Here is a 26,087-nt window from a genome sequence, read left to right on the forward strand (position 1 = left end):
TTTTCTGCCTCCTACCCTTCCTTTTTCACCAGCGATACACCACTTGCTTCATACTTTATAACTTTTTGGATGACCGTCCCGAGATAGGCGCCAGCCTCTGCGGGAGGGATTCCGCCTTTATGTATATTGGAAATTACCATCCGGTCAGCTTCGATCGTTCCTTTTCGGGGTTCATAGCAAAGGTAGGCACTCAGTGATTCTGCACTGACCAAACCAGGACGTTCGCCAATCAGTAAAACAACTACTTTTGGCTTCAGGAGTTCTCCTACTTCATCCATAACAGCCACCCTGCCTTTTTCGATATAAAAAGGCGTCCCCATATCGAGGCCTAAACTTTTCAGGGATTGCTGAAGGGATAAATATACATCCTCTGCATTTTCTTCAATGGCACTTGAGCTCAGCCCGTCAGACAGAATGATTTGAACAGCCGGTTCCTTTTGGCATTTAGCAAGAATGATTTTTTTTGCTTCTTCTGATAGCTTTCTGCCATAATCTGGCCTGCGGATGTACACTTCTTTTTCATTCACCATCGTATTGACTTTAAAGAGTCCAAGACGGTTTATAAGCTCGTCATTTACATCTCCATAGACAGCATCGACTGCGGCTGCATGGTCGAAGCGGAATTTCAGCCATGTGTCTGTCTTCGGTCTTGTACCTGCTCTTCCCACACCGATTCTTGCAGGTGTTTTGCTCTTAAGTGCCTCAAGCTCAACTGGATCTGCCGGATTATCAATGCCTGTCTTTTCTGAATAACTTTCGGTTCTATCATGACTGGCTTTATCTGTTGAGGTCATTTTAAAATCGTTTGTATTCTGATAGCTATTAATTTTTATTAAACCGTCTGCATCCTGTTTTCCAGTCTCGATAATCTCAACCGACATCTTGGATGGTTCTTCGCTGGGTTTTGATGTATGGTTCCAAAATTTCACTCCTGCGCTGCTTTCTTGCCCTTTCACATCAGAGGTTTGCTGCGATTGAAGTTTTTCCACTACAAGGCGTGTTACTTTTTCAATCAGTTCAGGATTCATTCATTTCAACTCCTATCGTGAAAAAATGGTTGGATCGCCTGCGATTTTGCTCAGCCTTCCATTTTCGAAGATTCCCATTTTCTCAAGCCAATCCCTGAATATTGGAGATGGCTGCTTATTCATTGTCTGCCTAAGGGTGGCAACGTCATGATAGCTCATGGATTGGTAATTGAGCATGCAATCATCTCCCATTGGGGCAGCAATAATAAAATTCACTCCAGCTGCTGTCAGGAGTACGCCAAGGTCTTCGATATCATTTTGATCGGCCTTAATATGGTTCGTGTAGCATATATCAACACCCATTGGGATGCCGTGCATTTTCCCCATAAAATGGTCCTCAAGCCCAGCCCTGATGACTTGCTTATTGTTGTACAAATACTCAGGCCCAATGAAACCTACCACTGTATTTACGATGTAAGGGTCATAATGCCGGGCAAAACCGTAATTTCTCGATTCCAGTGTCATCTGATCCATTCCAAAATGAGCTTCAGCGGAAAGCTCTGAACCTTGGCCCGTTTCAAAATATAAACGCTGTGGCCCGGTGCCGGTGCCGAGAGTTCTTGCCATATCATTTGCTTCCTCAAGTAGTGAGGCGGTAATTCCGAATGACCGGTTGGCAGCCTCTGTTCCAGCGATGCTTTGGAAGATCATATCGGCGGGTGCTCCCTGTTCAATTGCCTTCATTTGAGCTGTTACATGCGCAAGCACACAGTTTTGTGTTGGTATTTCCCAGTCTTTAATAAAAGCATGTGTGGCATGGAGCAATCTCTTTACACTCTCAACCGAATCATCCACAGGGTTTATTCCAATCACTGCATCCCCTATGCCGTAGGATAGACCTTCTTTGAGAGAGGCGATCATGCCATCCACATTATCGGTTGGATGATTAGGCTGAAGACGGGAAGCCAGGGTTCCTTTATATCCAATCGTTATATTGCATTTGGTTAGTATTTCGATTTTGTTTGCCGCATGAACAAGATCAAGATTGGACATGATTTTTGCGGCAGCGGCGATCATTTCACTGTTCAATCCCCTGCTGATTCGTTTTAAATCTTCACCTGTCGTGTCATCACTCAGGATATATTCACGAAGTTCAGCAACTGACCAATTTTTTATGCTCTGATAAACGGGCTCATTAACCTGGTTTTCTATAATTCTTGAAACCTCATCCTCTTCAGGAGAAAGGATAGGATATTCTCGGATATCCGCTAATGTTAAATGACTTAGTACCAATTTAGCGGCAATTCGTTCCTGAACGGTTTCCGCTGCGATTCCCGCCAGGCGGTCCCCTGATTTTTCCTCGTTCGCTTTGGCAAATAAATCTTTTAGATTTTCGAACTGATACACATTTCCTAAATGACTGGTTTGCAGCTTCATAAATAATCCCTCCTTTCTTACTGATGGAATGTCAATGTTTTAATGACAACAGGTACTACATTGGTTTGAAGCAGGTGGCCGATATCTATGTAATCGCCATGCTCTGCCTTAATCTGGTCGATGCATACGATACTTTGCTTTGTTTCCTGAACTTTAATCGTCTGGCCAAGGACTTTAGCGTGGTCGCTTTCTAATACGACAACAAGCGGCTGTTCTGGTATCGGCTTTGCTTGTAAGGATTTCAGCAGGACTGAAGATAACTCCTGGATATCACGGAAGCCCAAATATGGCAGTGCCGTTAAATACATGGCGAAATTTTGTCCCTCCTGCTGAGGATCATAAATTTCCACCGCCTTTTTTACTGCCTCTTGAATCTGATTGAGACCTTTTTCCAGATTGTAATCAAACCGGATCTGATAGACTGGCAAATTGCGAATTGGCAATTCATGGCCTTCAGCATGGATGGTTGCCCCGCTGATTTCAGTCGTTTGTGTACCTGCTCCGAGAACTGTTGCCCTGACCGTTTCATCCGGTTCGACCCATTTAAAGGAGGCCAGCTCACGGCAATTTCGTAATGACTGTGCCAGCATTTTACCAATATCGTCATATTGAGCAGGAGAGGATTCAGCGTTTTCAAATTGGTACAGGCATTCACTGATTCCGCCGGAAAACATAATGTAATCTATATCCTCTGTCCAATTTGGATCATGTCCCAGAAGCAGAGGCAAATCATCCTGATGAAGATCCTTCCTTAGCATTCGGCCAATTACTTCCGCCATGTAGTCTGTCAGTTTTTCGATGATAGGGTGATTTCGGGTGTCCCCTATTTTTAAATCAGCCCCCCATTGCCGAAGGATTTTTTGAACAGGAGGAGAAATACTTTTTATTTTGCCGTCTGTAAATTCAATCAGTCTGCCGCCGATATGCAGCGTGCATGTCCCGCATAGTCTTCCCGAACGATAAACTGCAGCATTGGCAGTGCCTCCGCCAATATCAATATTAGCCACAGTTTTTCCAGTCCTTTTGGATAATTCATAGGCTCCTGAACCTTTTGCAGCAATGATTCCTTCTAAATCAGGACCGGCAGTAGCGACAAGGAAATCTCCTGCATGGGCAGATAAGTAATGGACCATTTCTTCGGCATTTTGTTTTGTTGCCGTTTCTCCTGTAATAATGACAGCACCAGTTTTAATATCACCCGGCTCGATTCCCGCAGTAATATACTCCTCTCTGACAAGCCTCTCTACAGCTTCAATATCAATTGATGAAGCGGTTAAAAGAGGAGTCCGGTAAATCGGGCTCCGGTAGAGCACTTCTTTTTCGATAATTTCGATTCGCGGCATATGGGTTCCGCCAGCCATGTTCATGAGAGAAAATCTGCTGATGACGAGTTTGGTCGTACTCGTTCCGATGTCGATTCCTGCGCTGATTATATTCTCTTTTTGTGCATCGTAACGCTTCAACATGATCCCCCCGCCTTTTTTCAACGAATTAACTATTATGCAGGAAAATAAAAAAAGGCACCCCATATGAGCAACCATTAATTGATTGTTCATACAAGGCGCCTTTGCCTGATATATTTTTTTGTATAATTAAAATATATTCTATTATCTTCATTTTGTAAAGGGTTTCATCTGAAAATTACGACATCATCCGGCAATGAATCTGCATAATCCTTCATTTCTTGAAGAGAATGGCATTTCACCAGGCAGCGTATCTCTTCTATTCCTTTTCCGGAAATAGAAGAAGTAATGACAATAGGTCCTTTCGGAACTGCACTTCTAAGCTGCCTGATTGCTGAGTTTACATCCGCTTGATCAGAATCGCTTTTTGTCACGACTCCAATTGGGAGCTTATTAAACCCTCTGCTAAAACCCGGTGGAAAAATGGTTTTCCGGTTTGTAGAATCCTGCAAATATAATACATGGGTCACTTCGAGTGCCGTAGCCATGATATTTTTATAGAAAAATGGATTCTCTGTGTATTCCCCCGGCGTATCCACAATCCAGTCATAATAGTTCAGTGCCTGTGTTTTAACCGCTTCCGCTTTGCGGCCAAGAAGAGCATTTGTTAAAGTCGACTTTCCAGCTCCGATTGAACCGATCAGCATCGCTCTGTTCATTTTGGTCATTAAATACCACTCCTTATGATTTAGTTATTTCTGAAGGAGTGTACCTCAATGTTTCAGATAAAAAGCGGTTGATTTCCTCCATGGCCATTTGCACAGCTGATACGGTTCCGACTATCACAAGGCTGCCTGTGAATCGGTCCAGGAACCCGATCTGCACATCTGCAGCTTTCGTCGCCAGATCTCCTGCAATGATAACCGTTTCACTTGGTGTCAGTGTTAAAATCCCTAACGCTCCTGCCTGCTGGATCCCCAGTTTTTCAAACATATCCGGATCTGGATTTGCGATCAAATGGCTGAGTGTTACTTGTTTTCCCGGCACAAACTCTTGAATAAATCGTTGTTTTTCTTCATTCATTGCTTAGGCCCTCCCAGGTGACTGCTGCTTATATTGCTTTTTTTACTTTTTCTTCTTTCGTTAAATATTCATCTTTTCCGATAATACCAGCTTCACGGTCTTTTTTCTCCAATTCCAGAGCCTTAGGCACAGATAGCCAGTACGCTAAACCGATTCCGATGACCCCAGCAGAAATTTTACCGGCTATAATTGGAAGGATTAGTGTTGGCTGAAAATTTGCTGTAAAGGATAAATGGTCACCAAGCAAAAAAGCCGCACAGACTGCAAAGGAAATATTAATGACTTTATCTTTAGGCGGCATTGTTCTGACCAATTTAAACATCGCAAGGATGTTCGCGATTGTGGCAACTATCCCAGCACTCCCTTCCTTGCTTAATCCCACTTTACGGCCAAGTGCCTCCAGCGGGCCGCCGGCATACTTTTGAAGAAGATAAACCATCGGAAATGCACCGGCAAGCATGATCCCAATATAGCCGGCAGTCTCAAGCGCCCGGAACTGATCCTCCGAATCCGCCATGATTGGGTGGAAGCCCCATCCTCCAAAAACAGTTGAGAATAATCCAGTAAAAATTTCCACGATGGAAAAGACCAAAACCAGCTTAATTCCCGCATCTAATATACGTCCAAACCACATGAACCCGTTGATCATTAAATCTGGCAGGAAATATAACCCAAGTGCAATCAGGACAACAAAGATTAAAAGCGGACTTAAATTCAATAAGATTTGTCCCAAACCGAGCGCGAACTGATATTTTGCCTCGCCGGATGTGGAAATGAAATCCCTGAAACTTGAGCTGGAAACCGCAATAATCACACTTGAAATGAAAGCACCGATTGGAATGGTCAAAACGCCTGACATCACACCAAGAGCCATATATTTATGGTCTCTCTTATCAAGCATGGCCAGGCCCATCGGTATGGAGAAAACAATGGTTGCACCCGCCATAAAACCGACAATCATCGCCATGATCCAGCCTTCCTGTGTTTGCTTTAACACTTCAGCTAACTGGTAGCCGCCCATATCGGTTGCCAATATGGCAGTTGCAGCTATTGCAGGATCTGCCCCGATCGCAGCAAAAAATGGACCGCAGACCTTATCGATAAACCAAGATAAATATGGAATGGAAGCCATGATCCCGGCAGCCGGAACAAAAATATGGCCTACGGCATGAAGACCCTCCATAAATTGCTTTCCTAACCCCTCATCACTGTTGCGGATGGCTGCAAAGGCTCCAGCTACAGCACAAGCCATGATAATGTAAATAACAATTTTACCTACGATTTCCATAAATAAATCCCTCCCTAAAAAGTTTTTATATGTTAACGGAATCGTGCAGCTTCTTTACAAGAAAAATAGGATAAAATAGCAGCTTGATAGTATAAGAATAAGTAAAAAGACAAAAAGGTGCCGTACGTCAGCTTTTTGCAGACGCATGGCACCCTTGCCTGTTCTATCCACTTGTAAAAGATATTAAGCGTTATATTTTACTATGATACGCTTTGCCACATTTTCCAGTGTAACCTGTTTGTTCATGCTGATCTTTCGCATTTTCCTAAAAGCATCTTCTTCCGGCATGTTAAACTTTTGCATTAAAATGCCTTTTGCTTTTTCAACTATTTTTCTTTCATTTAACTTTTGATTCATGGATTCCACTTGTTCCCGGAATGCATTTGCATTCTCTGCCTGCCTAAGCGCAATCTCAACCGCGGGAATCAGACTGGCTTCATTAACAGGCTTAACAAGGTAGCCGAGTATATTTGCCTGTTTGGCTTTATCAATATATTCCCGCTGACTATATGCTGTAAGGAGCAGGATGGGTGTATTGATTTTATTGGAAATGATTTCACTTGCTTTTAGTCCATTCAGATTAGGCATCTTGATATCCATTAGGATTAAATCAGGCTTTAATGAAAAAGCAAGCTCGACTGCCCTTTCACCATCGCCTGCCTCAGCAACTACTTCATAGCCAGCGTCCTGGAGCATCAAGCTTAAGTCCATGCGGACAATTGATTCATCCTCCACAACCATAATTCTTTTTTTCACAGCTATTCCGCCTTCCTTTCAAAGGGAAATTGCACAGCAGCAATGGTCCCTGTTTCAGCCCGTTCGATTAAAAAATGACCGGATAGATCGTGCTCGATCATCATTTTCACAATATCTAAGCCTAGAGAAGGTTTTGCTTCCGGGGAATATCCTTCACCGTTATCAATCACTTCAACCTTAATTTCACCATTGGAATATTCGAAACAGACCTCGACTATCCCTTCATGCATATGTCTAAATGCGTGCTTTACACAATTCTGTATAAGTTCATTGATGACCAGAGACAGGGATACAGCTTTTTCAGAGTCGATTAAAAGCTTTGGTCCCCTGTACTGAATATGTATCTTTTTCTGCTCGTGTTTTGCTTCATGGACCAGCATATTGCCAATTTTCTCTATTAAACTGTAAATATCCACTTCATCCACACTTGAGCTCGAAAGAATAATTTCATACACCGAGGCAATACTTGAAATGCGGTTCAGACTTTCCACGAAATGCACCTTGCTTTCTTCTGGCACACCCCTTCTCATCTGAAGCCTCAAAAGGCTGGCAACAGTCTGCAGGTTATTTTTAACACGGTGATGGATTTCCCGAATGGCCACAGATTTAACAGCAATCTCCCGTTCCTTTTCCCTGAGCTCGGTCAGATCTTTAAGGATGATGAAGGTCCCATTCGACTTACCGGGTAGATCAAGACTTATCTTCTTAACACGGAATACCTTATTCATCATTTTCATTTCTTTTACAAGGAGCTCTTCCGGCTCGTTAAGAATTTCTTGAATACATGGAAAGCACTCAATCAGCGGAACGCCGGGCCTGCAATCTTCCTTACCGATTTCGTGAATGAGATTGGTAGCTGATGGATTGTTATAGACAACCTTATTTTCATGGTCAATAAAGAATAGTGATTCCTCAATAACCTCTGGAATGATCGGCCGATCCTCTGCCATTCCAATGAGTATTCCGCTCAAGGTTTCTGTCGCTTCTGATAACGCTTCCAATTTGAGCTGCCGCTGAAGCTTTTCACTGATATCCTTCTCCATAATCAGTGCTCCGATGACACGGTCCTCTGATCCTTTAATCGGCACGACGCTTTGTTCCACCGTCTTGCCCTCCTGTGTCAAGGCGCGATTGAGAAACATATTTTTCCCTGTCCTCAGGGTATATAAAACGGCGGGTTCAAAAGCTTCATAGGCGAACTTGCCTGCGACAGGCTTCTGATAAACTGATTTAGCAGTATTTGGGGCAGCTTCAGCTACTACTATCGCATGTTTCCCTTCTTTAGTAGGACAATCAACAAAAACGTTTGCCTGGTTCAGATCGGCGATTAATGAAAGATTGGCAGAGACCTCTTTAATCCTTTCGACATCCATTTTTGAAAGACTTGTATGAAGAGTGCATAACTCTTCGACTGAGAAGTTTGGCATAAACGGAGATCTCCCAATAAATTTTTAAAAGTGTCAGAATATATAAAAATATTAAAGGGAATGCAGAAGAATGTCAACATCGTTTTCGATTGTTTAATAGGAAATTTGGTACAGTTATGGAATTCTCCTGGAGAATGGAAAAGGCAGCTGGAAAAAATGGAATCCTGCTGCCTTCCTATACTATTTAAGCTGTGCTAATTTTACACCGCTGGCTTTATGCTTTAATATTGCCTCTATCAAATCGGCCAGATGGGCACCCGCCTCAACAGGGGGAACCCCTCCCTCATGAATATTGCTGATAACAGTGCGATCTGCTTCGACAGTATCCTCATTGGGCTGGTATATCAGGTAGGCACTAATGCTTTTAGCGGTTGCCAATCCAGGCCTTTCTCCTATGAGTGAAATGACGCAATCACAATTGACAATAGATGCTACATCATCCTGAATCCAAACTCTGCTCCGCTTTATAAAAACAGGATCTCCAATGGTAATCTTTTTCGATTTTAAGCCTTGCACAAGCGCAGGCAGCAGATCTCTTATATTTGCTTCAACACCTGTTGAACTCAATCCATCCGATACAATGATTTGAACCTGTTTATTTTTCGGAAGATTTTCTGCAGCCCATTTTCTGGATGTTTCATTGAGTTGTCTCCCGCTGTCCAGGTCCATTAAGTATTGGTCCATCGTTTCAGATTTTGAAAAGAGCAAAGGCAGCTTTAATTCCTTCAGCAAATCCTCAGAAACGTCTTTAAACACTGCGTCCTGGGCTGCTGCGTGATCTATCCTGAATTCCAGGTAATTCTTTGTTTTCATACGTGTTCCTGTATGCCCTATCCCAATTCTGGCTGGAGTAATGGATTGCGCCTTCTCGATCTCTTCCCGATTGGCTGGCTGTTCTACGCCCACTTGTTTGATCTTTTCGTAAATGATATTACGGACATTTGATTCCTCTGTTTCTGCAGATTCTTTTGCCATAGGTTTGCTTTTTATTTGCCCTTCTTTCTGGAGCTCTTCCATTACCTGCTTTACGATTGTCTGAATATCCATTACTGATTCCCCCTTCCTACTTAAAAATAGATAGATCTCCCGCACGTTCGGTTAGTTTGCCATTTTCCATAATTCCCATCTTCTCCAGCCATATCTCGAATTCACGCAGGGGGCGGAGCCCAAGCATTTCTCTTAAGCTTGCATCATCATGATAGCTGGTATCCTGATAGCTTAGCATAACGTCGTCTCCGCCAGGCACGCCCATATAAAAATTCGCACCGGCAAGAGCAGTCAGCATACCGGCGATTTCCTGATCATTTTGATCTGCCTGCATATGGTTGGTATATGTAGGGGCTATCCCCATCGGAAGTCCATGCATTTTCCCCATAAAAAGGTCCTCGAGATCTGCACGAATCACCTGTTTGCCGTCATAAATTGTTTCAGGCCCGATAAAACCTGATACATTATTAACCATGAACGGCTTCCAATGCCGGGCGTATCCATAGGTACGTGCTTCGAGTGTCTGCATATCTATGCCAAGATGGGCATCCAGCGATACTTCCGATCCCTGGCCAGTTTCGAAGTATAGCTGATTCGGGCCAGTTGATGTGCCTTGTGTAGCCATCAGCTGAAAGGCTTCATCCAGAATATCCTTTGAAACTCCAAAATCATCATTTGCCTCCTGTGTACCCGCAAGGCTTTGGAACATAAGCGCTATAGGGGCACCTTTTTTGAGGGCATGCATTTGTGTTGTAATATGGGCAAGAACACAGTTCTGCGTTGGGATTTCCCACTTTTGAATAAAATCATGGGTCATATGTAAAATTCTCGAGACTGATTCAACAGAGTCATTGTTGGGGTTCACACCTATGACGGCATCACCCGAACCATAGGACAGGCCTTCTTTCATGGATGCAAGAATACCTTCGGGATTATCAATGGGATGATTTGGCTGGCAGCGGAATGCCAGGCGTCCAGGCTCGCCAATCGTTGTGTTGCAATGGGCAGTTGGCCTGATTTTCTGTGAAGCTATTACAAGGTCTATGCTCGACATCAGCTTTGCTGCAGCGGAGATCATTTCGCTCGTCAGACCCCTGCTGATTCTGAACAAATCCGAGGTACTGGTTTGGTGGGACAAAATATAATCCCTTAATTCTCCAACAGACCAGTTTGCGATTTCTTTATAAATAAAAAGATTAAGATCATCATATATTATGCGGGTTACTTCATCCATTTCATACGGAATAACCGGATTCTCGTATATTTCCTTTAGTGTTATTTCACTTAACCCCACTTTGGCTGCCATTCGTTCAAGAGAAGATCCTGCAGCAATGCCTGCCATTTTATCCCCTGATTTCTCCTCACTGGCTTTTGCCAAAACATCTGCAATTGAACGGAATTGATAGGTTTCATTCTTTAAGGTACATGTAAACATAAATAGCCTCCCTTCGAGTATAGGGAGCGGTCTGCAACAACTATAATCATTACAGTAAGCGGTTACATTCCGCTCCATACAAAAAGGCGCCTTAACAGTATAAGCCATAAAACAGCTTACCTATTAAGGCGCCCTCACCTAGTATTTTCACTTGTCCATAATTATATCAAGTAATTAACTGAAAAGATAGACTTTTTTAAATGTAAATAAATGTCTTATGAAAACATCCTCTCCACCATTCTTCCTTCCCGCCCTTTCGTCGTTTCGGCCTGGGATAAGGAATTCAGAATTGCTTCCTCTGCCGCTTCTGCAGCACCTTGGAAAAGCTTGTTCATAATCGGATGGTCGTCTCTGATCAAATGTGCAAATTCAACTTGTTCAGTGCTCTGGTGAGAAATGGTTCTGGCAGTTGAAAAAGCAATGACAATATCCCCGCTGCCGTTGCTGAAATGGCTGCCTGTCCGGCCGAGGCCAATGCCGCATCTTTTGGCAAGCCTTTTCAGCTGCCTGTCACTCACGGGTGCGTTCGTGGCCAGGATGATCATAATCGAACCATCAGGCGTGTCCTTCGTTTCCTGGGGAATTTCCGACAGGCCGTATTTGCTGAATGGAAATTCATCTTTATTGCCAAAATTGGTGACCACCAGACACCCGAGTATGTATTCTTTTGAGCTTTGTTCTTCGCTGATGACTCGCGATGACGCTCCTACTCCGCCCTTATATCCGAAACACACCATGCCTTTCCCTGCTCCGACAGCACCTTCCTCCGCTCTTTCCGGATTGGCATTTTCAATGGCTGCTATTGCATGTTCCGGTCTCACAGGAAGTGTCCGAATGGAATTTAGGTACCCATCATTGCATTCTCCCACGACGATATTGACCGTTCCAGTTGTGCCTCCAATTTCAGGAGTAGTTCGTAACAAGTATTCCAGGGTTCCATGTGTGACCGCTGGAACTCCAAATGTGTTTGTCAGCATGATGGGAGATTCAATAAGGCCTAATTCTTCGACCTGTACCAGACCCGTCGTTTTTCCAAAGCCATTGATGACATAGCTCGCTGCCGGGACCTTTTCACGGAATAAATTCCCTCCATGAGGCAAAACTGCGGTTACACCAGTACAGACATGTTGGCCATCATCGAGGGGATAATCCAGAGTGAATTGGCCTACCAGGACCCCTTCTACATCTGTAATGCAATTCTTTTTGCCAGGCTGCAGTTTTCCAATCGTTACTCCTCTTTCTCTAATCTTCATTTGGCTCCTCCTTAAAAATGGCATTCATTAGAATTTCCATTTGTTTTCATTTATAATAGAAAAATATTTAGATTACCTAATCATTTTACATCGTTTTTGGGAGGATTTATATGGCTCATACTATAGCTAGTGATGCAAAAAAACAGAGTGCAGGCTCTGATAAGATTTGGTCTAGAGATTTTGTGCTCATATTGATGTCCAATTTTTTTATTTTTCTCGGATTTCAAATGACATTGCCCACCATCCCTCTTTTTGTAGAAAAATTGGGAGGGAATGACCAGCTGATCGGGATTGTAGTCGGCATCTTTACATTCTCTGCCCTGCTATTGCGTCCTTATGCAGGGCATACGCTGGAGACGAAGGGAAGGCGTTTTGTCTATTTAACGGGCCTCGCGATTTTCGTTCTTTCGGTTGGTTCTTTTGGATTTGTTAATAGTTTAATCTTCTTATTTGTCTTAAGGATTGTCCAAGGATTTGGCTGGGGTTTTTCAACTACAGCCTCCGGAACGATTGCCACCGATTTGATACCTGCTAAGCGGCGCGGGGAAGGGATGGGCTACTTCGGTCTTTCCGGGAACATAGCCCTGGCTTTCGGCCCCACCCTGGGACTGGCGCTGGCCGGAGTTATATCCTTCAAACTCTTATTTTTAATTTGTGCCCTGCTGGGTTTAGCCGCACTGGTATTATCATCGAGAATCAAGTACAGGCAGGCTGAAAAACAAAGTGTTCCCTTGAAGCGGTGGGACATCTATGAAAAAAGTGCCTTAAGGCCTTCATTTCTTTTATTTTTCATTACGGTCACCTTCGGGGGCATCGCTTCGTTTCTTCCAATATACTCTGCTCAAAAAGGCATAGGCGGAATACACTGGTATTTCCTGCTGTTTGCGATTGCCTTAATGATTTCGCGGACTTTTGCCGGCAGATTATATGATCAAAGGGGGCATCAGGCTGTGTTTTTACCTGGTGCGGTGCTGATTTTAGCAGCCATGTTCCTGCTGGCATGGCTGCCTGACAGCATGATCATGTATATAGCGGCCATTCTTTATGGTCTAGGATTTGGATCGGTCCAGCCTGCCCTACAGGCCTGGTCTGTAAAAGAAGCGCCTGCCAATCGCCGCGGGATGGCCAATGCAACGTTCTTCTCCTTTTTTGATCTTGGTGTTGGGATAGGTGCTATGGTCTTTGGTCAAATCGCCCATTTGTTTGGCTACAGCAGCATTTATATGACAGCAGCCGGTTCAGTAGGGATCTCCATACTATTATATATTTGGATACTGATTACAAAACGAGGTTAACGAGAAAGACGATTTTCCAGAGAGATGCGGAAAATCGTCTTTTTAATATGCTGAGTTTTCCAGTAGGTGCGCCGGGTTCGGGCTCTCACACCGGGTTTTTCGACTTCTCTGTCCGAAGTTGACCCAGGTTCGGACTCTCACACCTGGATTTCCTACTTCTCTGTCCGAAGTTGACCCAGGTTCGGACTCTCACACCGGGTATTTCGAATTCTCTGTCCGAAGTTGACCCGGGTTCGGACTCTCATACTAGCTGTCCGAACAAAAAAAGCCTGCTATAATGCTTTCACCATCCCGCCATCGACCAAAATGGAGCTTCCAGTCACATAGCTGCTTGCGTCGGAAGCTAGGAAAGTTACGACGTTCGCAAACTCTTCCGGGGTTCCATATCTGCGCAGCGGGATATTGTTTTTGGCTCTTTCTGCAACTTCTTCTTTGGAGATGTTTTGCCGGTCCGCGTTATGCTGATCCAGATAATCAACCCTGTCCGTCGCAATCCTTCCCGGAGCTACTGTATTGATTAAGATATTATAAGCTGCCAATTCCTCTGAGAGTGTTTTGGTCATTCCGACAATGCCCAATCGGAAAGTATTGGAGAGCAGAAGTCCTGGTATCGGCTGCTTAATACTAGAAGAAGCAATATTAATGATCCTGCCGCCATTTTTCTTTAATTCGGGAAGCGCCTCACGGATCAGCCTTACATGGCTTAATAGATTTAATTGAAATGCTTTTTCCCAATCTTCATCTGTTAAGGATTCAAACGTTCCCCCGGGAGGTCCGCCGGCATTATTGATCAAAATATCGATTCCGCCAAGGGTTTCAGCTGTATATTTGACTAACTCTTTTATATCTTCCGGCTTTGTAACATCTGCACGGTAATACTCAATATCAGCATTATATTGGTCACGGAATTCCTTTTGAACAGCTTGCAGTTTTGCTTCATCCCTGCTTGTAATCATCACATTGGCGCCTTCCTGTGCAAGCTGTGCCGCAATTGCTTTACCCAGTCCCTGGCTTGAAGCCACCACAAGCGCTTTTTTATTTTTCAGGTTTAAATCCATCACAATTCCTCCTATTGTTTGACGCAAAGTGCCATCCATTCATCCACTTTAAAGGATTGCACCCTGCCGTCATCATGTAATTCGATTTGAAAGTAATCCGCAGCAGCTTGATCAGCCTGCAAAATATAATCTTCGACCGCCCTAATCTGTTCGTCACTTTCGGCTGTCCGCCTTACCCAGGACGGGAAATCAAATTGTTTCTTCCTGCTCTTCGAGTTCGTTTCATGCAGCCCGTAAGCAGCAAATAGCTTTCTCCACTCTCCTGTCGACAAACACCGGTAATGACTGTCATCCCGCAATTTCTCAACAGTGTTCATAAAGCCAGCCAGCTCTTTTTCTTCAGGTGATACGTTATCGATCATCAGGAAATGGCCGCCTGGTTTTAAAACCCTTCCAGCTTCCGAAATGAACTTTTCCGGATTGGGAAAATGATGGGGGGCTATCCGGCAGGTTACGGCATCAAAGTACTTATCCAGAAATGGCAAAGCTTCAGCATCCGCGAGGACATACCAGATATTTTTAAAACTTTCCAAATGGCGTGCGGTATTGGCCAGCATTTCTTTTGTCAAATCAGCTGCGAAGACCTGGGAAACAAAAGGTGCCATACTTTTGGCCACATGCCCGCCCCCTGTTGCGATATCTAACACCACCCAATCCTTCTGGGGATTCAGGGTTTGAACGAGCTGATTTAATTCAGCCGCGTCTCCATGAATTTTACTTGTCACATATTTTTCTGCATTTTTACCGAAAGTATTTTGTACCTTTTTCTTTACCTCTTCCTTTTCCATAAGAAATCACCACTCATCAAAAATTGGAACAGTTCTCCTATTTAGTTCTATACAAATCCCTATATTCCTGTCAGTTTAATAGAAAAAGAGCCTGCCACATGTTAAATGGCAGGCTTCAAGATTATCTTGCAGGTACAAGAATAAGCTTTCCTTTTGTTTGCCTCGACTGCATTCTTTCATGCACTTTGGCAGCGTCCTCAAGAGGATGGATTTCCCCAATTGTCAGCTTCAGCTTTCCTTCAGCTGCATATGTCAATAATTCCTTCATGCTCGGCTGCAGCAGTTCGGGTTTTCTCATAATCTGCGGAAGGAAAAATCCGATGACTGATTGGTTCCGTCCCATTAAGGATGAAGGATAAAATCGGCTTTGCTCCCCGCTTGCCACACCATAAATGACAAGGCGGCCAAAAGTTGCAAGGCATTTCAGCGTTTTATTAAAAATTTCCCCGCCTGCCATTTCGAGTGCAACATTTACACCTTTTCCGCCTGTCGCTTCAAGTACTTCATTTTCCCAGCCTTCTTTTGTATAGTTTACGAGAACATCCGCTCCCATTTCTTTCGCAAGCTGAAGTTTTTCAACGGTGCTGGCTGTGGCGATGACGGTCCCTGCACCGAATAATTTTGCGAGCTGAACAGCAAGTGTTCCTACACCGCCTGCTGCTGCATGGACAAGGACGCTTTCACCCGCTTCAAGCCTGCCCATCGTTTTTAAAATATGATAGGCACTCAAGCCCTGCAGGGGCAGAGCCGCAGCCAGTTTGAAATCCAATCCTTCCGGCAGCGGTATCAGCCCTCTTTCATCTGCTGTTACAAACTCCGAGTAGCCACCTGATTCAATTAGCGTAACCACTCTTGTGCCAACAGGAATTTTCGCATCTTCACCTGCTGCAGCGACAACACCTGCTACTTCCGCACCAGGAATGAACGGCAGAGGAGTCGGCACGACGTATTGTCCTTCTCTTCTTGCCGTATCTGCATAGTTCACCCCAATGGCATGTACCTCGATTAATACTTCACGTCCAGTCGGCTGAGGCCGATCAAGTTCTATTAAGTTAAGGACTTCTGGTCCTCCATATTCTTTGAATTGGATGGCTTTCATTTTAAGACACTCCTTCTCAATAAATGTCTAGCAGCAATACTCCCCTTTTTCATATACAAGCTCAGCGATCCTTCTGTTCCTCGCACTTTCCTTCCCAAAGGAACTGAACCTGCTGCATTCCCGGGTGACTAATCCGATCAATTGACCTTTTTTCCCTTCTGAAGCCAATTCTAACGCAAGCTGACGGGATAGTCTTTCTGCATCCCATATCGCACCTTCGATAAACGTCCTTGTCAGAAGAATTTTCAATTCTTCTTTTTCTTCACCATTTTTTTGAATAGATTTATGAGTACGATAGACAGCCGATTCTGAAGCATACAGGGCAATGGCCAGATCGGCGAGCTTCATAAGTGCTTCCTGTTCATGAACAAGTGAGCTGCCAAATGCTTCATAGGCTAGTCCGGCGTTTAGGAGGAATAGGTTTCTTATCGTATCAACCGCTGCTCTTTCTTTCTCAAAAATGGCCTGGCCGTTTGGTTCAGGTTTGCTCAACTGAACAACAGCCTCCTCCACTCTTGCGGCTAAATCGATTTCACCCTTCAATGCTTTACGGAAAAGGTGTGTAGGAATCAGCAATCTATTAATTTCATTTGTTCCCTCAAAAATACGGTTAATGCGGGAATCACGATACATTTGTTCCACTCCGTATTCCTTGATGAATCCTGCTCCGCCATGAAGCTGCAGTGCTTCATCTGCCACATAGTCGAGTGTTTCCGAGCCAAACACCTTGCAGATGGCACATTCAGTGGCATATTCGCTCATTCTTTTTCCAATAAGCTTTAAATCAGATGAATCATATAAGTCTCCTAATGATTCTTCCAGCAGATTAGCGGTACGATACTGCAGCGATTCAGCAGCGTAGATTTTCCCTGCCATCTTTGCGATTTTTTCCTTGGTAGCCGGAAAATCAGCGATGGACTTTCCAAATTGCTTTCTTTCCCCTGTGAAATGAAGAGCTTTCTTCAATCCGGTTTTGGCTGCCCCCATGCACGCTGAACCTAAATTGAAGCGGCCCAGATTCAAGACGTTCAGAGCAATAATATGGCCTTTGCCCACTTCGCCAAGCAAATTTTCGGCTGGCACAGGACAATCTTCAAAAATGACCGATCTTGTTGAAGACCCTTTAATTCCCATCTTATTTTCTTCCGGGCCAAGGGAAAGCCCTGGTGTATGACGCTCAACGATAAACGCGGTAAAATGCTGGCCATCCACTTTAGCGTAAACAATAAACGTATCTGAAAATACAGCGTTGGTAATATAAATCTTGGTGCCATTTAAGATATAATGTGTTCCTTCTTCATTCAGAACAGCCGTTGTCTGGGAGGAAAGGGCATCTGAGCCTGCGTTTGGTTCTGTCAGGCAGTAAGCGCCAATATACTCACCTGAGGCAAGCTTCGGCAAATATTTTTCTTTTTGCTCCGGTGTTCCAAAGTAAGTGATAGGAAGGGTAGCAATGCAAGTATGGTTGGAGTGGGCAACCCCATAACCTCCTGATGAAGCAATGTTTTCACCGACAATCCCCTTGCTGATTTTATCCAGGCCAAGACCGCCGTATTTTTCAGGGATGCTATGTGCAAGCAGGCCAAGTCCGCCCGCCTTCCTCAGCAAATCCGTTACCAGCTCAAATTCCTGGTTTTCAATACGTTCCTTTTCAGGGTGAACCATTTTTTCAGTAAATTGTTTAGCAGTTCTGCCGATTAAGATATGCTCATCTGTAAAATTCTCTGGTGTGAAAAGTGTTTCAGGATTAAGCTTAGTGAACAAAAAACTCGCACCGCGATTGGCTGTATTTACTTCTCCCATGTACGGATTCACTCTCCTTTTAAAGCTGTCTGATGGATGACCGCTCTGCCATTTTTCAGAATAGGTACAATTGCTGCCACGTCAGTCTGTGAAGCGAACTCTAAATCTTCTGCCATCCCGTGCCGGGCAAAAAGCCTGCCTACCCTGGATGATGACAGGATATCAAAAGCGCTTCCTGATGCACCCCGGTAAAAATGCAAAGCTGCTTTTGCAGAATCGGTCATTTCCAATTGATCATATTCGGTTAAGCAGTCGATAAAGTGCCCTGCACCGTAAAAGTCCTCCAAACTGAATTCCCCCGAATTTCCTGAGCATATAACGATGACTGTCTCAGCTTCTCCCTTTATGGACTCTGCAACTGCCCGATTGTTTAAAAGTGAACTGATATAGACTTTTGAGGCACAGGCTGATTTTCTTAAAGCTACCGTTCCATTTGTTGTTGACAGGATCAGCTTCTTGCCGTTTATCATTTCCCGGAGGCGGCTTGGAATGGGATACACGAATCCATCAATCGGCTTCCCATGAATCTCGCCGGCAAGAACAAAGGTCTCCGGCTCCATGCCTGCAGCAACATTAATCCCTTCCGTAACATCCAATACAGGGATGACTTCGGCAGCTCCATTTGCCAGTGCTGAGGTAATCGTCGTGGTTGCCAAAAGAACATCCAAAACGACCGACACTTTACCGCCTTCACTTAATTTCTTTTCTGAAATATCCTCTTTCTTTAAAATCACATGTACTTTCTTCATCTCAGTTTTTCTCATTTGCAGCCTGTACAGCCTGTTTCAGGAGCACTTTAACGAATGAATTGAATTGTGAAAACCGGGGATCGCCTGTTTGGCCTTTCTTGTAGCGGTAATAGATTTGCTGGCAAATGACGGCGAGCTTAAAATAGGCAAATGTTAAATAAAAATCCATGCTGCTGAGATCTCGGCCAGTTTTTCTAGCATATGCCTCCATAAATTCCCTGCGGGAGTAAAAGCCATTTAAAACGGTTACTGGCGGTTTACCTAAGCCAAACTTGAGCAGATCAGGATCATCCCCCTGAATCCAATAGCTCATCGCTGCACCAAGGTCTGCCAGCGGATCGCCTGCCGTGGACATCTCCCAGTCAAACAGTCCGGCCATTTCTGTCATATCCTCATTGAACATAGCATTGTTCAGTTTGTAATCATAATGGATGATGGAAGGTTCCGGACTTACTGGGATATGATTGATCAGCCACTTTTTCAGTGTATCCGCTTCAGAAACTTCATCCGTCTTTGCCCGCTCATAACGGCCAATCCAGCCATGCACCTGCCTTCCCATAAATCCATCGGGATTGCTGATTTCCACTAAACCGGTACTTTTATAGTTAATGGAATGAAGTTCGGCAAGTTTATCAACCATAATTTGAGACAGCCTTCTGCAAACTCCCTCATCTGCATCCAGTCCTTCAGGAAAGGAGGTATCTAAAACAACTCCATGCCTTCTTTCCATAATGAAAAAAGCTGCTCCGGCGATTTCTTTATTATCTGTGAAAAGGAGCGGCTTCGGGGCTGCATTGAAAAAGGGATGGATCTCAGAAATCACTCTGAATTCCCTCTCCATGTCATGAGCTTTCGGTGCGACAGGTCCAAGCGGAGGTCTGCGGAGCACTGCTTCCCACTCTCCCATTTTCAGCTGATATGTCAGATTGGAGTGCCCTGCGGAAAACTGCAGAATCTCGAGTGGTTCATTTGGAAGATTCCCAATCTCGCTCCGCAGGAATTTTTCCAGTGCAGCGGTGTTCAATTGCTCCCCTTTTCTCACAGGAATGGTATCCTGGCTCATTTGCTGCGGCATGTGACTCCTCCTTTTTAAAAGAAAATTCAGATTTTTGAATTTATGTTTCCCTTAAATTTTGGTTAAGACCTTCCCGGAGAAGATCAGGTATGACAGCACTTTCCTGTTTGCCGAAATCAAAATAGACGATTACGGCGCTCCCTTTGGCAATGAGATCACCCGTCTGGGTGCAGACAATTTCATGATCCAGCTGAAAGCTTTTGGTGCCAATCCTTGATACCCGCGTTTTCACCGTAAGGATTTGGTTGAAATACCCCTGGCTTAGAAAGTCACACTTAGTCGAGGCCAGGATAAAGCTCCATTTTTTCACATCCATGCTGTAGCCAAGCGTCTCGAAATATTTCACTCGCGCTTCTTCAAGGTAAATAAAATAACTTGTATTGTTGACATGGCCAAGTGCATCAGTCTCGCAAAACCTCACTGTTACCTGCATTTCATGCATGGCGCCACCCCTTAACTCTTAATCTTGTTTGAAGGATACTCGTACCATCCCCTGCCTGTCTTTCTGCCCAATTCTCCTCTTTTCACTTTTTCGGCAACACAGTCGAAGGGTTTATCAGCAGGATCTCCCGTCTCGCGATAACGCTGATCCATTACATAATAGGCGACATCCAATCCGGATAAATCCATGAGCTCAAAAGGGCCGATTGGGTTATTCAATGCTTTCCGGCAGATGATATCAATATCTTTATAGTCTGCAATCCCCTGTTCATACAGAGCCACTGCCTCCTTTTGGAGCGCACCGAGAATGCGGTTTGCTACGAATCCGGAAATCTCCTTTTTCAGAAGGACGGCTGTCCTGTTGATTTTTTTACAGACTTCCATAGCTATTTGTGCGGTTTCTTCAGATGTCTGTTCACTCATTACTACTTCCACACAATCCATAACGAGAGGCGGGAAGAAGAAATGCATATTAACGACTTTTTCTGGCCGCTCCGTTTCACCAGCTATTAAACTATTTACGATTGTTGAACTATTGGTCGCAAAAATGGCATGTGGAGGGGCATACTGCTCCAGCTTGCTGAAGACCTCTTTTTTTACATCAAGTCTTTCTGTTACTGCTTCAATAATCAAGTCGGAGTTCCTTATACTTTCTTCAAGGCTGGTGGAAAAGCGCAGCCTATTAAATGCAGAAGCTTTAGCATCTTCTGCTAGTTTGCCCTTGGAGACCCATTTAGAGATAATCGTTTGAAGCTTTGCCTCAGCATCCTGCAATGCGTTTTCGTTTAAATCCTGGATAATCGTTTCAAATCCTCCCAGCGCACACAGCATTCCGATCTGGTGGCCCATCTGCCCGGCACCGATAACGGTAATTTGCTTAACATCATTTGCATTCATCTTTTCTCCTCCTTATACTGACCAGTTGGTATGTTAAGAGTAAGAGAGGCTGTGAGACATCCTCTCTTACTGTGAAAAATGGAATTCGCGGATAAAATCAAAATTTCGCGGTTATATTCAAGAATTCGCGGATAAATATAAAATTTTCGCCGATATATTGAAAAATTCGCGGATATCTAAATCTCGATTCCTTTTAAAATCATTTCCGTAAATATCCCTGCCACTTCCCGGTCAGATATAGATCCATCCGGATTGAACCACTGATAGCTCCAGTTGGTGACGCCCAGGATGCCAAAGGCAATAATCGGAGAGTTGAGATTCGCACGGAACTCTCCGTTCTGTTTGCCTTCTTCTATTAGTTTTTCGATATTCAGCCTGAACTGATCTCTTTTCGGAATGATTTCCGATAAGCTTTCCTCACTGAGGTTGCGCATTTCCCTAAAAAAGACTTTCGCGCTGGCTCCCTGTGTTTTTATATTACTGAGCAGCATTTGCACAATCGCAAAGAGTTTGTCTTTGCTGGATTTTGAATCATCCCCGAGGATTTCGTGCTGATTAGCCAGCATGTCATCAATGTAGCGAAGATGGATGTCCATCAAAAGTTCTTCTTTGCTGGAAAAATAGTAATAAAACGTCCCTTTCGTCACACCAATGCTGTCGACAATATCCTGAATCGATGTCTCGCTGAATCCTTTCTGATCAAATAGCCGGATGCTCTTTTCAGTAATTTTTTCTTTCAATGTTAGTCCCCGCTTCTGTTAGAAAATATCGACTGAATTATATCATAAAAATCAGTGACTCCGGACCTCATCCCGCAAAGCTCGACGAAGGATTTTTCCGACATTTGTCTTTGGAAGCTCATGGCGGAATTCTATGGCCGATGGGATTTTATAGGCAGCCAGGTTCTGCTTGCAATATGAAATGATTTCTTCTTCTGTCGTCGTTTTGCCAGCTTTCAGCACGACGAAAGCTTTTACTGTTTCACCCCGGTACGCATCCGGGACACCAATGACTACGGCCTCCTGAACTGCAGGATGCTCATAGAGCACTTCCTCAATATCGCGAGGATAAATATTATACCCGCTTGCAATAATCAGGTCTTTCTTACGGTCGACAATATAAAGGAAACCGTCATCATCCATTCTCGCAATATCACCGGTGTAGAGCCATCCATCCCGTAATGTAACGGCCGTCTCCTCAGGCATATTCCAATATCCTTTCATAATCTGCGGTCCCTTGATGATGACCTCACCGAGTTCTCCATTCGGAACTTCTTCTGTTCCTGTGGCCAAATCGACTACTTTATAATCAGTTGAAGGAAAACCGATTCCGACGCTTCCAGGCTTACGTTCTGAAAAAGGCGGATTGCAGTGGGTTACTGGGGAAGCTTCGGATAAGCCATAGCCTTCGAGTATTTTTGCTCCTGTCTTTCTTTCAAAATCACGCAGCAGTTCGACAGGCATTGGCGCGCTGCCGCTATTGCAGGTTTCAATGCTGTCAATGCCATATTCCTCTGCACGTGGGTGATTGGTGATTGCCACATACATGGTTGGAACACCTGGAAATACAGATGGCTGCTCATTTCTAATTGTATTTAACACTTCCTCCAAATCAAAGCGTGGCAATAAAATAGATTCATTGGCGGTATAAATGGCAAAGTTCATACAGGCAGTCATTCCAAAAACGTGGAACAGCGGAATGACGGTTAAGAATTTTTCCCCGCCTATTTTGGTTCTTTCTTTAAAAAATTCATAGGACTGAACCACATTTGCGAGAACATTGTGATGTGTCAGCATGGCTCCTTTAGATCGGCCCGTTGTACCGCCAGTATATTGAAGGACGGCTATATCCAGTTCAGGCTCAATGTTTACCGGGGTGAATTGTCCTTTGCCTTCCTGTAAAAAACCTTCAAACGTTTTATCAGACGAAAAATCTGCATCTGATTGCTGGAGGCTGACAACAATTACATTTCTTAATTTCGTTTTGCTCTGTACCCCTTTTACGCGTGGATATAAAGCATCAAAAACGACAAGGGTTTCAGCACCCGAATCATTCATGATATACTCAATCTCGCGCTCAACCAGCATCGGGTTCACTTGAGTAACGATCGCGCCTGCTGCAAGGGTGCCATAATAAGCAATCACATATTGCGGGCAATTGGGCAGCATGATGGCAACACGGTCGCCTTTTTGAACACCATTTTTCTGCAGTGATGCAGCAAATCCATAGACGGCTTTTTGAAGTTCCGCATAAATCATTTTTCGGCCATAAAAAGATAAAGCTGTATTCTGCGGATACATCGCTGTAACTTCCTGCAGCATCTCAGGCATCGACTTGCTCGGAATGCTTACTTCGGCTGCAATTGATTCAGAATAGCGGGCATGCCAGGTTTTCTTCTCGCTCATTATAAACCCCTCCAAAATTTTCCGTTTTTACATTGCATGTGTTCCTCCATCGACGATTAATACGTCTCCCGTCACATAATTTGAAGCATTAGAAGCCAGGAACAAAGCGGCGCCTTTCAAATCATCATCAGAACCAAAGCGTCTGAGAGGTGTTGCCTCCAGAATTGGATTTTTCCCCTGCTCAATAATCGCTGCTGACATTTTAGTCGGGAAAAAACCTGGCGCAATAGCATTCACATTGATGCCGTACCTGCCCCATTTTACAGCCAGATCCTTTGTCATCGTAATAACAGCGCCTTTACTTGTGTTATATCCGATCGTATCCATCACCCGGGGATCAGTGCCGCCAAGTCCGGCAACTGAGGCAATATTAATGATTTTTCCTGACTTTTGTTCAATCATGATCTTACCTGCAGCCTGGCTCATTAAAAACGTCCCTGTCACATTCACATTGATGACTTTATGCCAGGCTTCAAGTGGCATCTCCTCGGCAGGTGCCCCCCAGGTGGCACCGCTGTTGTTGACAAGAATATCGATGCTTCCAAATTCCTTAACCGTTCCTTCGATCACTTTATGGACATCCTCCGGTTTGCTTATGTCACAGGATAGAGCTAATGTTTTCACGCCATGTTTTGCAAGACGATCAGCTGTTTCCTGACATGCCTCCACCTTTCTTGAACAAAGAACGATATTTGCGCCTGCCTCGGCAAAGCTTTCTGCAATCTGTGCACCAAGCCCTCGCCCGCCTCCAGTAATCAGTGCCGTTTTCCCGGTTAGGTCAAATAAATCCATCACGTTCATATGGCTCCCTGCTTTCTCCTATTGGTATTTTTTTAACTCAAGCTTAGCAATCTGTGCCCGATGGACTTCATCTGGTCCGTCAGCCAGTCTCAGCGTTCTGGCATTTGCCCACAATGCCGCAAGCGGAACATCCTCAGAGACTCCTGCCGCGCCAAAAGCCTGAATCGCACGGTCAATTACCTTAAGGGCCATGGATGGGGCCACAACTTTGATCATAGCAATCTCTGTTTTCGCCACTTTATTACCGACTGTATCCATCATATGGGCCGCTTTAAGCGTTAATAGTCTTGCCTGCTCAATTTCAATTCGGGAATCCGCAATCCATTCCCGGATGACTCCCTGACAAGAGAGCGGTTTTCCAAAGGCGATGCGATTTTGTACACGCTTACATAATTCTTCAAGAGCACGCTCTGCTGCCCCTATTAGCCTCATGCAATGGTGGATGCGTCCTGGACCAAGCCTTCCCTGTGCAATGGCAAACCCTTTCCCTTCGCCCCAAATCATATTTTCAGCGGGAACTCTGACATTGTCGTATGTAATTTCAGCATGACCATGGGGAGCATGATCATAGCCAAACACCGGAAGCATCCTCTCTATTTTTACTCCTGGCGTATCCAGAGGAACGAGAACCATAGATTGCTGTTCATGACGGCTGGCAGCTGGATCGGTTTTTCCCATGACGATCGCTATCCGGCATCTCGGATCTCCCGCACCTGAGGACCACCACTTCCGTCCATTAATGACATACTCTTTTCCTTGCCTTTCAATCCGTGCTTCAATATTTGTGGCATCAGAAGAGGCTGCATCCGGCTCTGTCATGGAAAAACAAGATCGTATTTTCCCTTCTAATAGAGGCTGCAGCCAATCACTTTTTTGCTGATCGGTGCCATATCTTGCGAGCACTTCCATGTTGCCGGTATCAGGTGCATTGCAATTGAAAATCTCCGGTGCAATCATCGAACGCCCCATAATTTCGCAAAGTGGAGCATATTCCACGTTCCTGAGTCCTGCGCCATACTCGCTTTCCGGTAAAAATAAGTTCCATAACCCAGCATCTTTCGCCTTGCGTTTCAGCTCTTCCATAATGGGCGGAATAGCATTCCAGCGGTTTTCCTGTTCATTCAATTGCTGTTCATACAATGATTCGTTCGGATAAACGTTTTCATCCATAAACACATTTAATTTCCTTATGAGCTCCTGTACTTTTGATGAGTATGAAAAATCCAAATTCCATCCCTCCTTCACTAACTGACCGGTCGGTATGTTACAAGTTTAGTATAAACAATCTGCAGAAATAATCAACCATTTATTCTGAAAATTCACTATAAACAGTTTTTACTTTCTTTTAACCTATCAACATTATTTGTTAACCTCATCTTAAAAAGATTAAAGTTTCTCAGCTAATATGGAATTAATATAAAAGGAGAATCTACCATGTTTCTAAAAATGCTTGCTACAAATAAATTAATAAATGTGGATTTCTATAAAAATGGATCCCTTAAAACATTAAAAGGGAGTGTCCATAAAATTGACCCTCGTGCCCAAAAGTTATTTCTGAAGGATGAAAAACAAAAAGTATTACTGATTAGCCTTTCAGAGATAAAAGCTATTTATTAAACTATCGATTAAGCCCATTTCT

At 44.1% G+C, this 26,087-nt stretch carries 25 protein-coding genes; 2 read left to right on the forward strand and 23 right to left on the reverse strand.

Features of this window, described 5'->3' with window-relative positions; genetic code table 11:
* Positions 1 to 11 precede the first annotated feature (11 nt).
* The 11 genes from eutC (IRB79_RS14700) to IRB79_RS14750 form a co-directional block, all read right to left on the reverse strand.
* The gene (gene eutC, locus IRB79_RS14700; RefSeq protein WP_243503215.1) at positions 12 to 1,028 is read right to left on the reverse strand and encodes an ethanolamine ammonia-lyase subunit EutC; all 1,017 of its coding nucleotides are present in this window, start codon (positions 1,026 to 1,028) and stop codon (positions 12 to 14) included.
* Between the two features lie 12 nt (positions 1,029 to 1,040).
* Complete coding sequence (locus IRB79_RS14705; RefSeq protein WP_243503216.1) at positions 1,041 to 2,405, reverse strand: ethanolamine ammonia-lyase subunit EutB; 1,365 nt, start codon at positions 2,403 to 2,405, stop codon at positions 1,041 to 1,043.
* Between the two features lie 17 nt (positions 2,406 to 2,422).
* Positions 2,423 to 3,871, reverse strand: a complete 1,449-nt coding sequence (locus IRB79_RS14710) for an ethanolamine ammonia-lyase reactivating factor EutA (RefSeq protein WP_243503217.1) — start codon at positions 3,869 to 3,871, stop codon at positions 2,423 to 2,425.
* Between the two features lie 164 nt (positions 3,872 to 4,035).
* On the reverse strand, positions 4,036 to 4,536 hold the full coding sequence (locus IRB79_RS14715) for a EutP/PduV family microcompartment system protein (RefSeq protein WP_243503218.1): 501 nt from the start codon (positions 4,534 to 4,536) through the stop codon (positions 4,036 to 4,038).
* A 13-nt stretch (positions 4,537 to 4,549) separates the two neighbouring features.
* Positions 4,550 to 4,891 carry an ethanolamine utilization microcompartment protein EutS gene (eutS, locus tag IRB79_RS14720; protein WP_048011266.1) on the reverse strand — a complete coding sequence of 114 codons (342 nt, stop codon included), beginning with the start codon at positions 4,889 to 4,891 and terminating at the stop codon, positions 4,550 to 4,552.
* A 28-nt stretch (positions 4,892 to 4,919) separates the two neighbouring features.
* Complete coding sequence (gene eutH, locus IRB79_RS14725) at positions 4,920 to 6,179, reverse strand: ethanolamine utilization protein EutH (RefSeq protein WP_243503219.1); 1,260 nt, start codon at positions 6,177 to 6,179, stop codon at positions 4,920 to 4,922.
* A gap of 183 nt (positions 6,180 to 6,362) precedes the next feature.
* Positions 6,363 to 6,935 carry an ANTAR domain-containing response regulator gene (locus IRB79_RS14730; RefSeq protein ID WP_243503220.1) on the reverse strand — a complete coding sequence of 191 codons (573 nt, stop codon included), beginning with the start codon at positions 6,933 to 6,935 and terminating at the stop codon, positions 6,363 to 6,365.
* A 2-nt stretch (positions 6,936 to 6,937) separates the two neighbouring features.
* A complete protein-coding gene (locus tag IRB79_RS14735; protein WP_243503221.1) occupies positions 6,938 to 8,362 on the reverse strand; it encodes a sensor histidine kinase in 1,425 nt (474 codons plus the stop codon).
* A 180-nt stretch (positions 8,363 to 8,542) separates the two neighbouring features.
* A complete protein-coding gene (gene eutC, locus IRB79_RS14740; protein ID WP_243503222.1) occupies positions 8,543 to 9,409 on the reverse strand; it encodes an ethanolamine ammonia-lyase subunit EutC in 867 nt (288 codons plus the stop codon).
* Positions 9,410 to 9,425: 16 nt separating this feature from the next.
* On the reverse strand, positions 9,426 to 10,784 hold the full coding sequence (locus tag IRB79_RS14745; protein ID WP_243503223.1) for an ethanolamine ammonia-lyase subunit EutB: 1,359 nt from the start codon (positions 10,782 to 10,784) through the stop codon (positions 9,426 to 9,428).
* 215 nt (positions 10,785 to 10,999) lie between these two features.
* Complete coding sequence (locus IRB79_RS14750) at positions 11,000 to 12,037, reverse strand: DmpA family aminopeptidase (protein WP_243503224.1); 1,038 nt, start codon at positions 12,035 to 12,037, stop codon at positions 11,000 to 11,002.
* A 110-nt stretch (positions 12,038 to 12,147) separates the two neighbouring features.
* Between IRB79_RS14750 and IRB79_RS14755 the strand changes: the two genes are divergently transcribed.
* Positions 12,148 to 13,332 carry an MFS transporter gene (locus IRB79_RS14755; RefSeq protein ID WP_243503225.1) on the forward strand — a complete coding sequence of 395 codons (1,185 nt, stop codon included), beginning with the start codon at positions 12,148 to 12,150 and terminating at the stop codon, positions 13,330 to 13,332.
* 272 nt (positions 13,333 to 13,604) lie between these two features.
* On the opposite strand, the gene IRB79_RS14760 is transcribed toward IRB79_RS14755, so the two are convergent.
* The 12 genes from IRB79_RS14760 to IRB79_RS14815 all read right to left on the reverse strand — a co-directional run bounded on the left by IRB79_RS14760 (position 13,605) and on the right by IRB79_RS14815 (position 25,675).
* Positions 13,605 to 14,390, reverse strand: a complete 786-nt coding sequence (locus IRB79_RS14760; protein WP_243503226.1) for an SDR family oxidoreductase — start codon at positions 14,388 to 14,390, stop codon at positions 13,605 to 13,607.
* An 11-nt stretch (positions 14,391 to 14,401) separates the two neighbouring features.
* Positions 14,402 to 15,178, reverse strand: a complete 777-nt coding sequence (locus IRB79_RS14765; protein WP_243503227.1) for a class I SAM-dependent methyltransferase — start codon at positions 15,176 to 15,178, stop codon at positions 14,402 to 14,404.
* 121 nt (positions 15,179 to 15,299) lie between these two features.
* Positions 15,300 to 16,277: a quinone oxidoreductase family protein gene (locus IRB79_RS14770; protein ID WP_243503228.1), complete on the reverse strand. Its 978-nt coding sequence runs from the start codon at positions 16,275 to 16,277 to the stop codon at positions 15,300 to 15,302.
* A gap of 27 nt (positions 16,278 to 16,304) precedes the next feature.
* A complete protein-coding gene (locus tag IRB79_RS14775; RefSeq protein ID WP_243503229.1) occupies positions 16,305 to 18,080 on the reverse strand; it encodes an acyl-CoA dehydrogenase family protein in 1,776 nt (591 codons plus the stop codon).
* An 8-nt stretch (positions 18,081 to 18,088) separates the two neighbouring features.
* On the reverse strand, positions 18,089 to 18,829 hold the full coding sequence (locus IRB79_RS14780; protein ID WP_243503230.1) for a 2-phosphosulfolactate phosphatase: 741 nt from the start codon (positions 18,827 to 18,829) through the stop codon (positions 18,089 to 18,091).
* 1 nt (position 18,830) lies between these two features.
* A complete protein-coding gene (locus IRB79_RS14785) occupies positions 18,831 to 19,904 on the reverse strand; it encodes a phosphotransferase family protein (RefSeq protein ID WP_243503231.1) in 1,074 nt (357 codons plus the stop codon).
* 40 nt (positions 19,905 to 19,944) lie between these two features.
* Positions 19,945 to 20,346, reverse strand: coding sequence for an acyl-CoA thioesterase (locus tag IRB79_RS14790; RefSeq protein WP_243503232.1), 402 nt, complete (start codon positions 20,344 to 20,346; stop codon positions 19,945 to 19,947).
* 11 nt (positions 20,347 to 20,357) lie between these two features.
* Complete coding sequence (locus IRB79_RS14795) at positions 20,358 to 21,242, reverse strand: 3-hydroxyacyl-CoA dehydrogenase family protein (protein WP_243503233.1); 885 nt, start codon at positions 21,240 to 21,242, stop codon at positions 20,358 to 20,360.
* A 176-nt stretch (positions 21,243 to 21,418) separates the two neighbouring features.
* Positions 21,419 to 21,982: a TetR/AcrR family transcriptional regulator gene (locus tag IRB79_RS14800; protein ID WP_243503234.1), complete on the reverse strand. Its 564-nt coding sequence runs from the start codon at positions 21,980 to 21,982 to the stop codon at positions 21,419 to 21,421.
* 51 nt (positions 21,983 to 22,033) lie between these two features.
* The gene (locus tag IRB79_RS14805) at positions 22,034 to 23,647 is read right to left on the reverse strand and encodes a long-chain-fatty-acid--CoA ligase (RefSeq protein WP_243503235.1); all 1,614 of its coding nucleotides are present in this window, start codon (positions 23,645 to 23,647) and stop codon (positions 22,034 to 22,036) included.
* A gap of 27 nt (positions 23,648 to 23,674) precedes the next feature.
* The gene (locus IRB79_RS14810; protein WP_243503236.1) at positions 23,675 to 24,448 is read right to left on the reverse strand and encodes an SDR family oxidoreductase; all 774 of its coding nucleotides are present in this window, start codon (positions 24,446 to 24,448) and stop codon (positions 23,675 to 23,677) included.
* An 18-nt stretch (positions 24,449 to 24,466) separates the two neighbouring features.
* Positions 24,467 to 25,675: an acyl-CoA dehydrogenase gene (locus IRB79_RS14815; protein WP_243503237.1), complete on the reverse strand. Its 1,209-nt coding sequence runs from the start codon at positions 25,673 to 25,675 to the stop codon at positions 24,467 to 24,469.
* A 207-nt stretch (positions 25,676 to 25,882) separates the two neighbouring features.
* Between IRB79_RS14815 and IRB79_RS14820 the strand changes: the two genes are divergently transcribed.
* A complete protein-coding gene (locus tag IRB79_RS14820; RefSeq protein ID WP_221880045.1) occupies positions 25,883 to 26,065 on the forward strand; it encodes a YolD-like family protein in 183 nt (60 codons plus the stop codon).
* The last annotated feature ends 22 nt before the right edge of the window (positions 26,066 to 26,087 follow it).

It is taken from the genome of Cytobacillus oceanisediminis, from assembly GCF_022811925.1.
GTDB classification, from domain to species: Bacteria; Bacillota; Bacilli; order Bacillales; family Cytobacillaceae; genus Cytobacillus; species Cytobacillus oceanisediminis_D.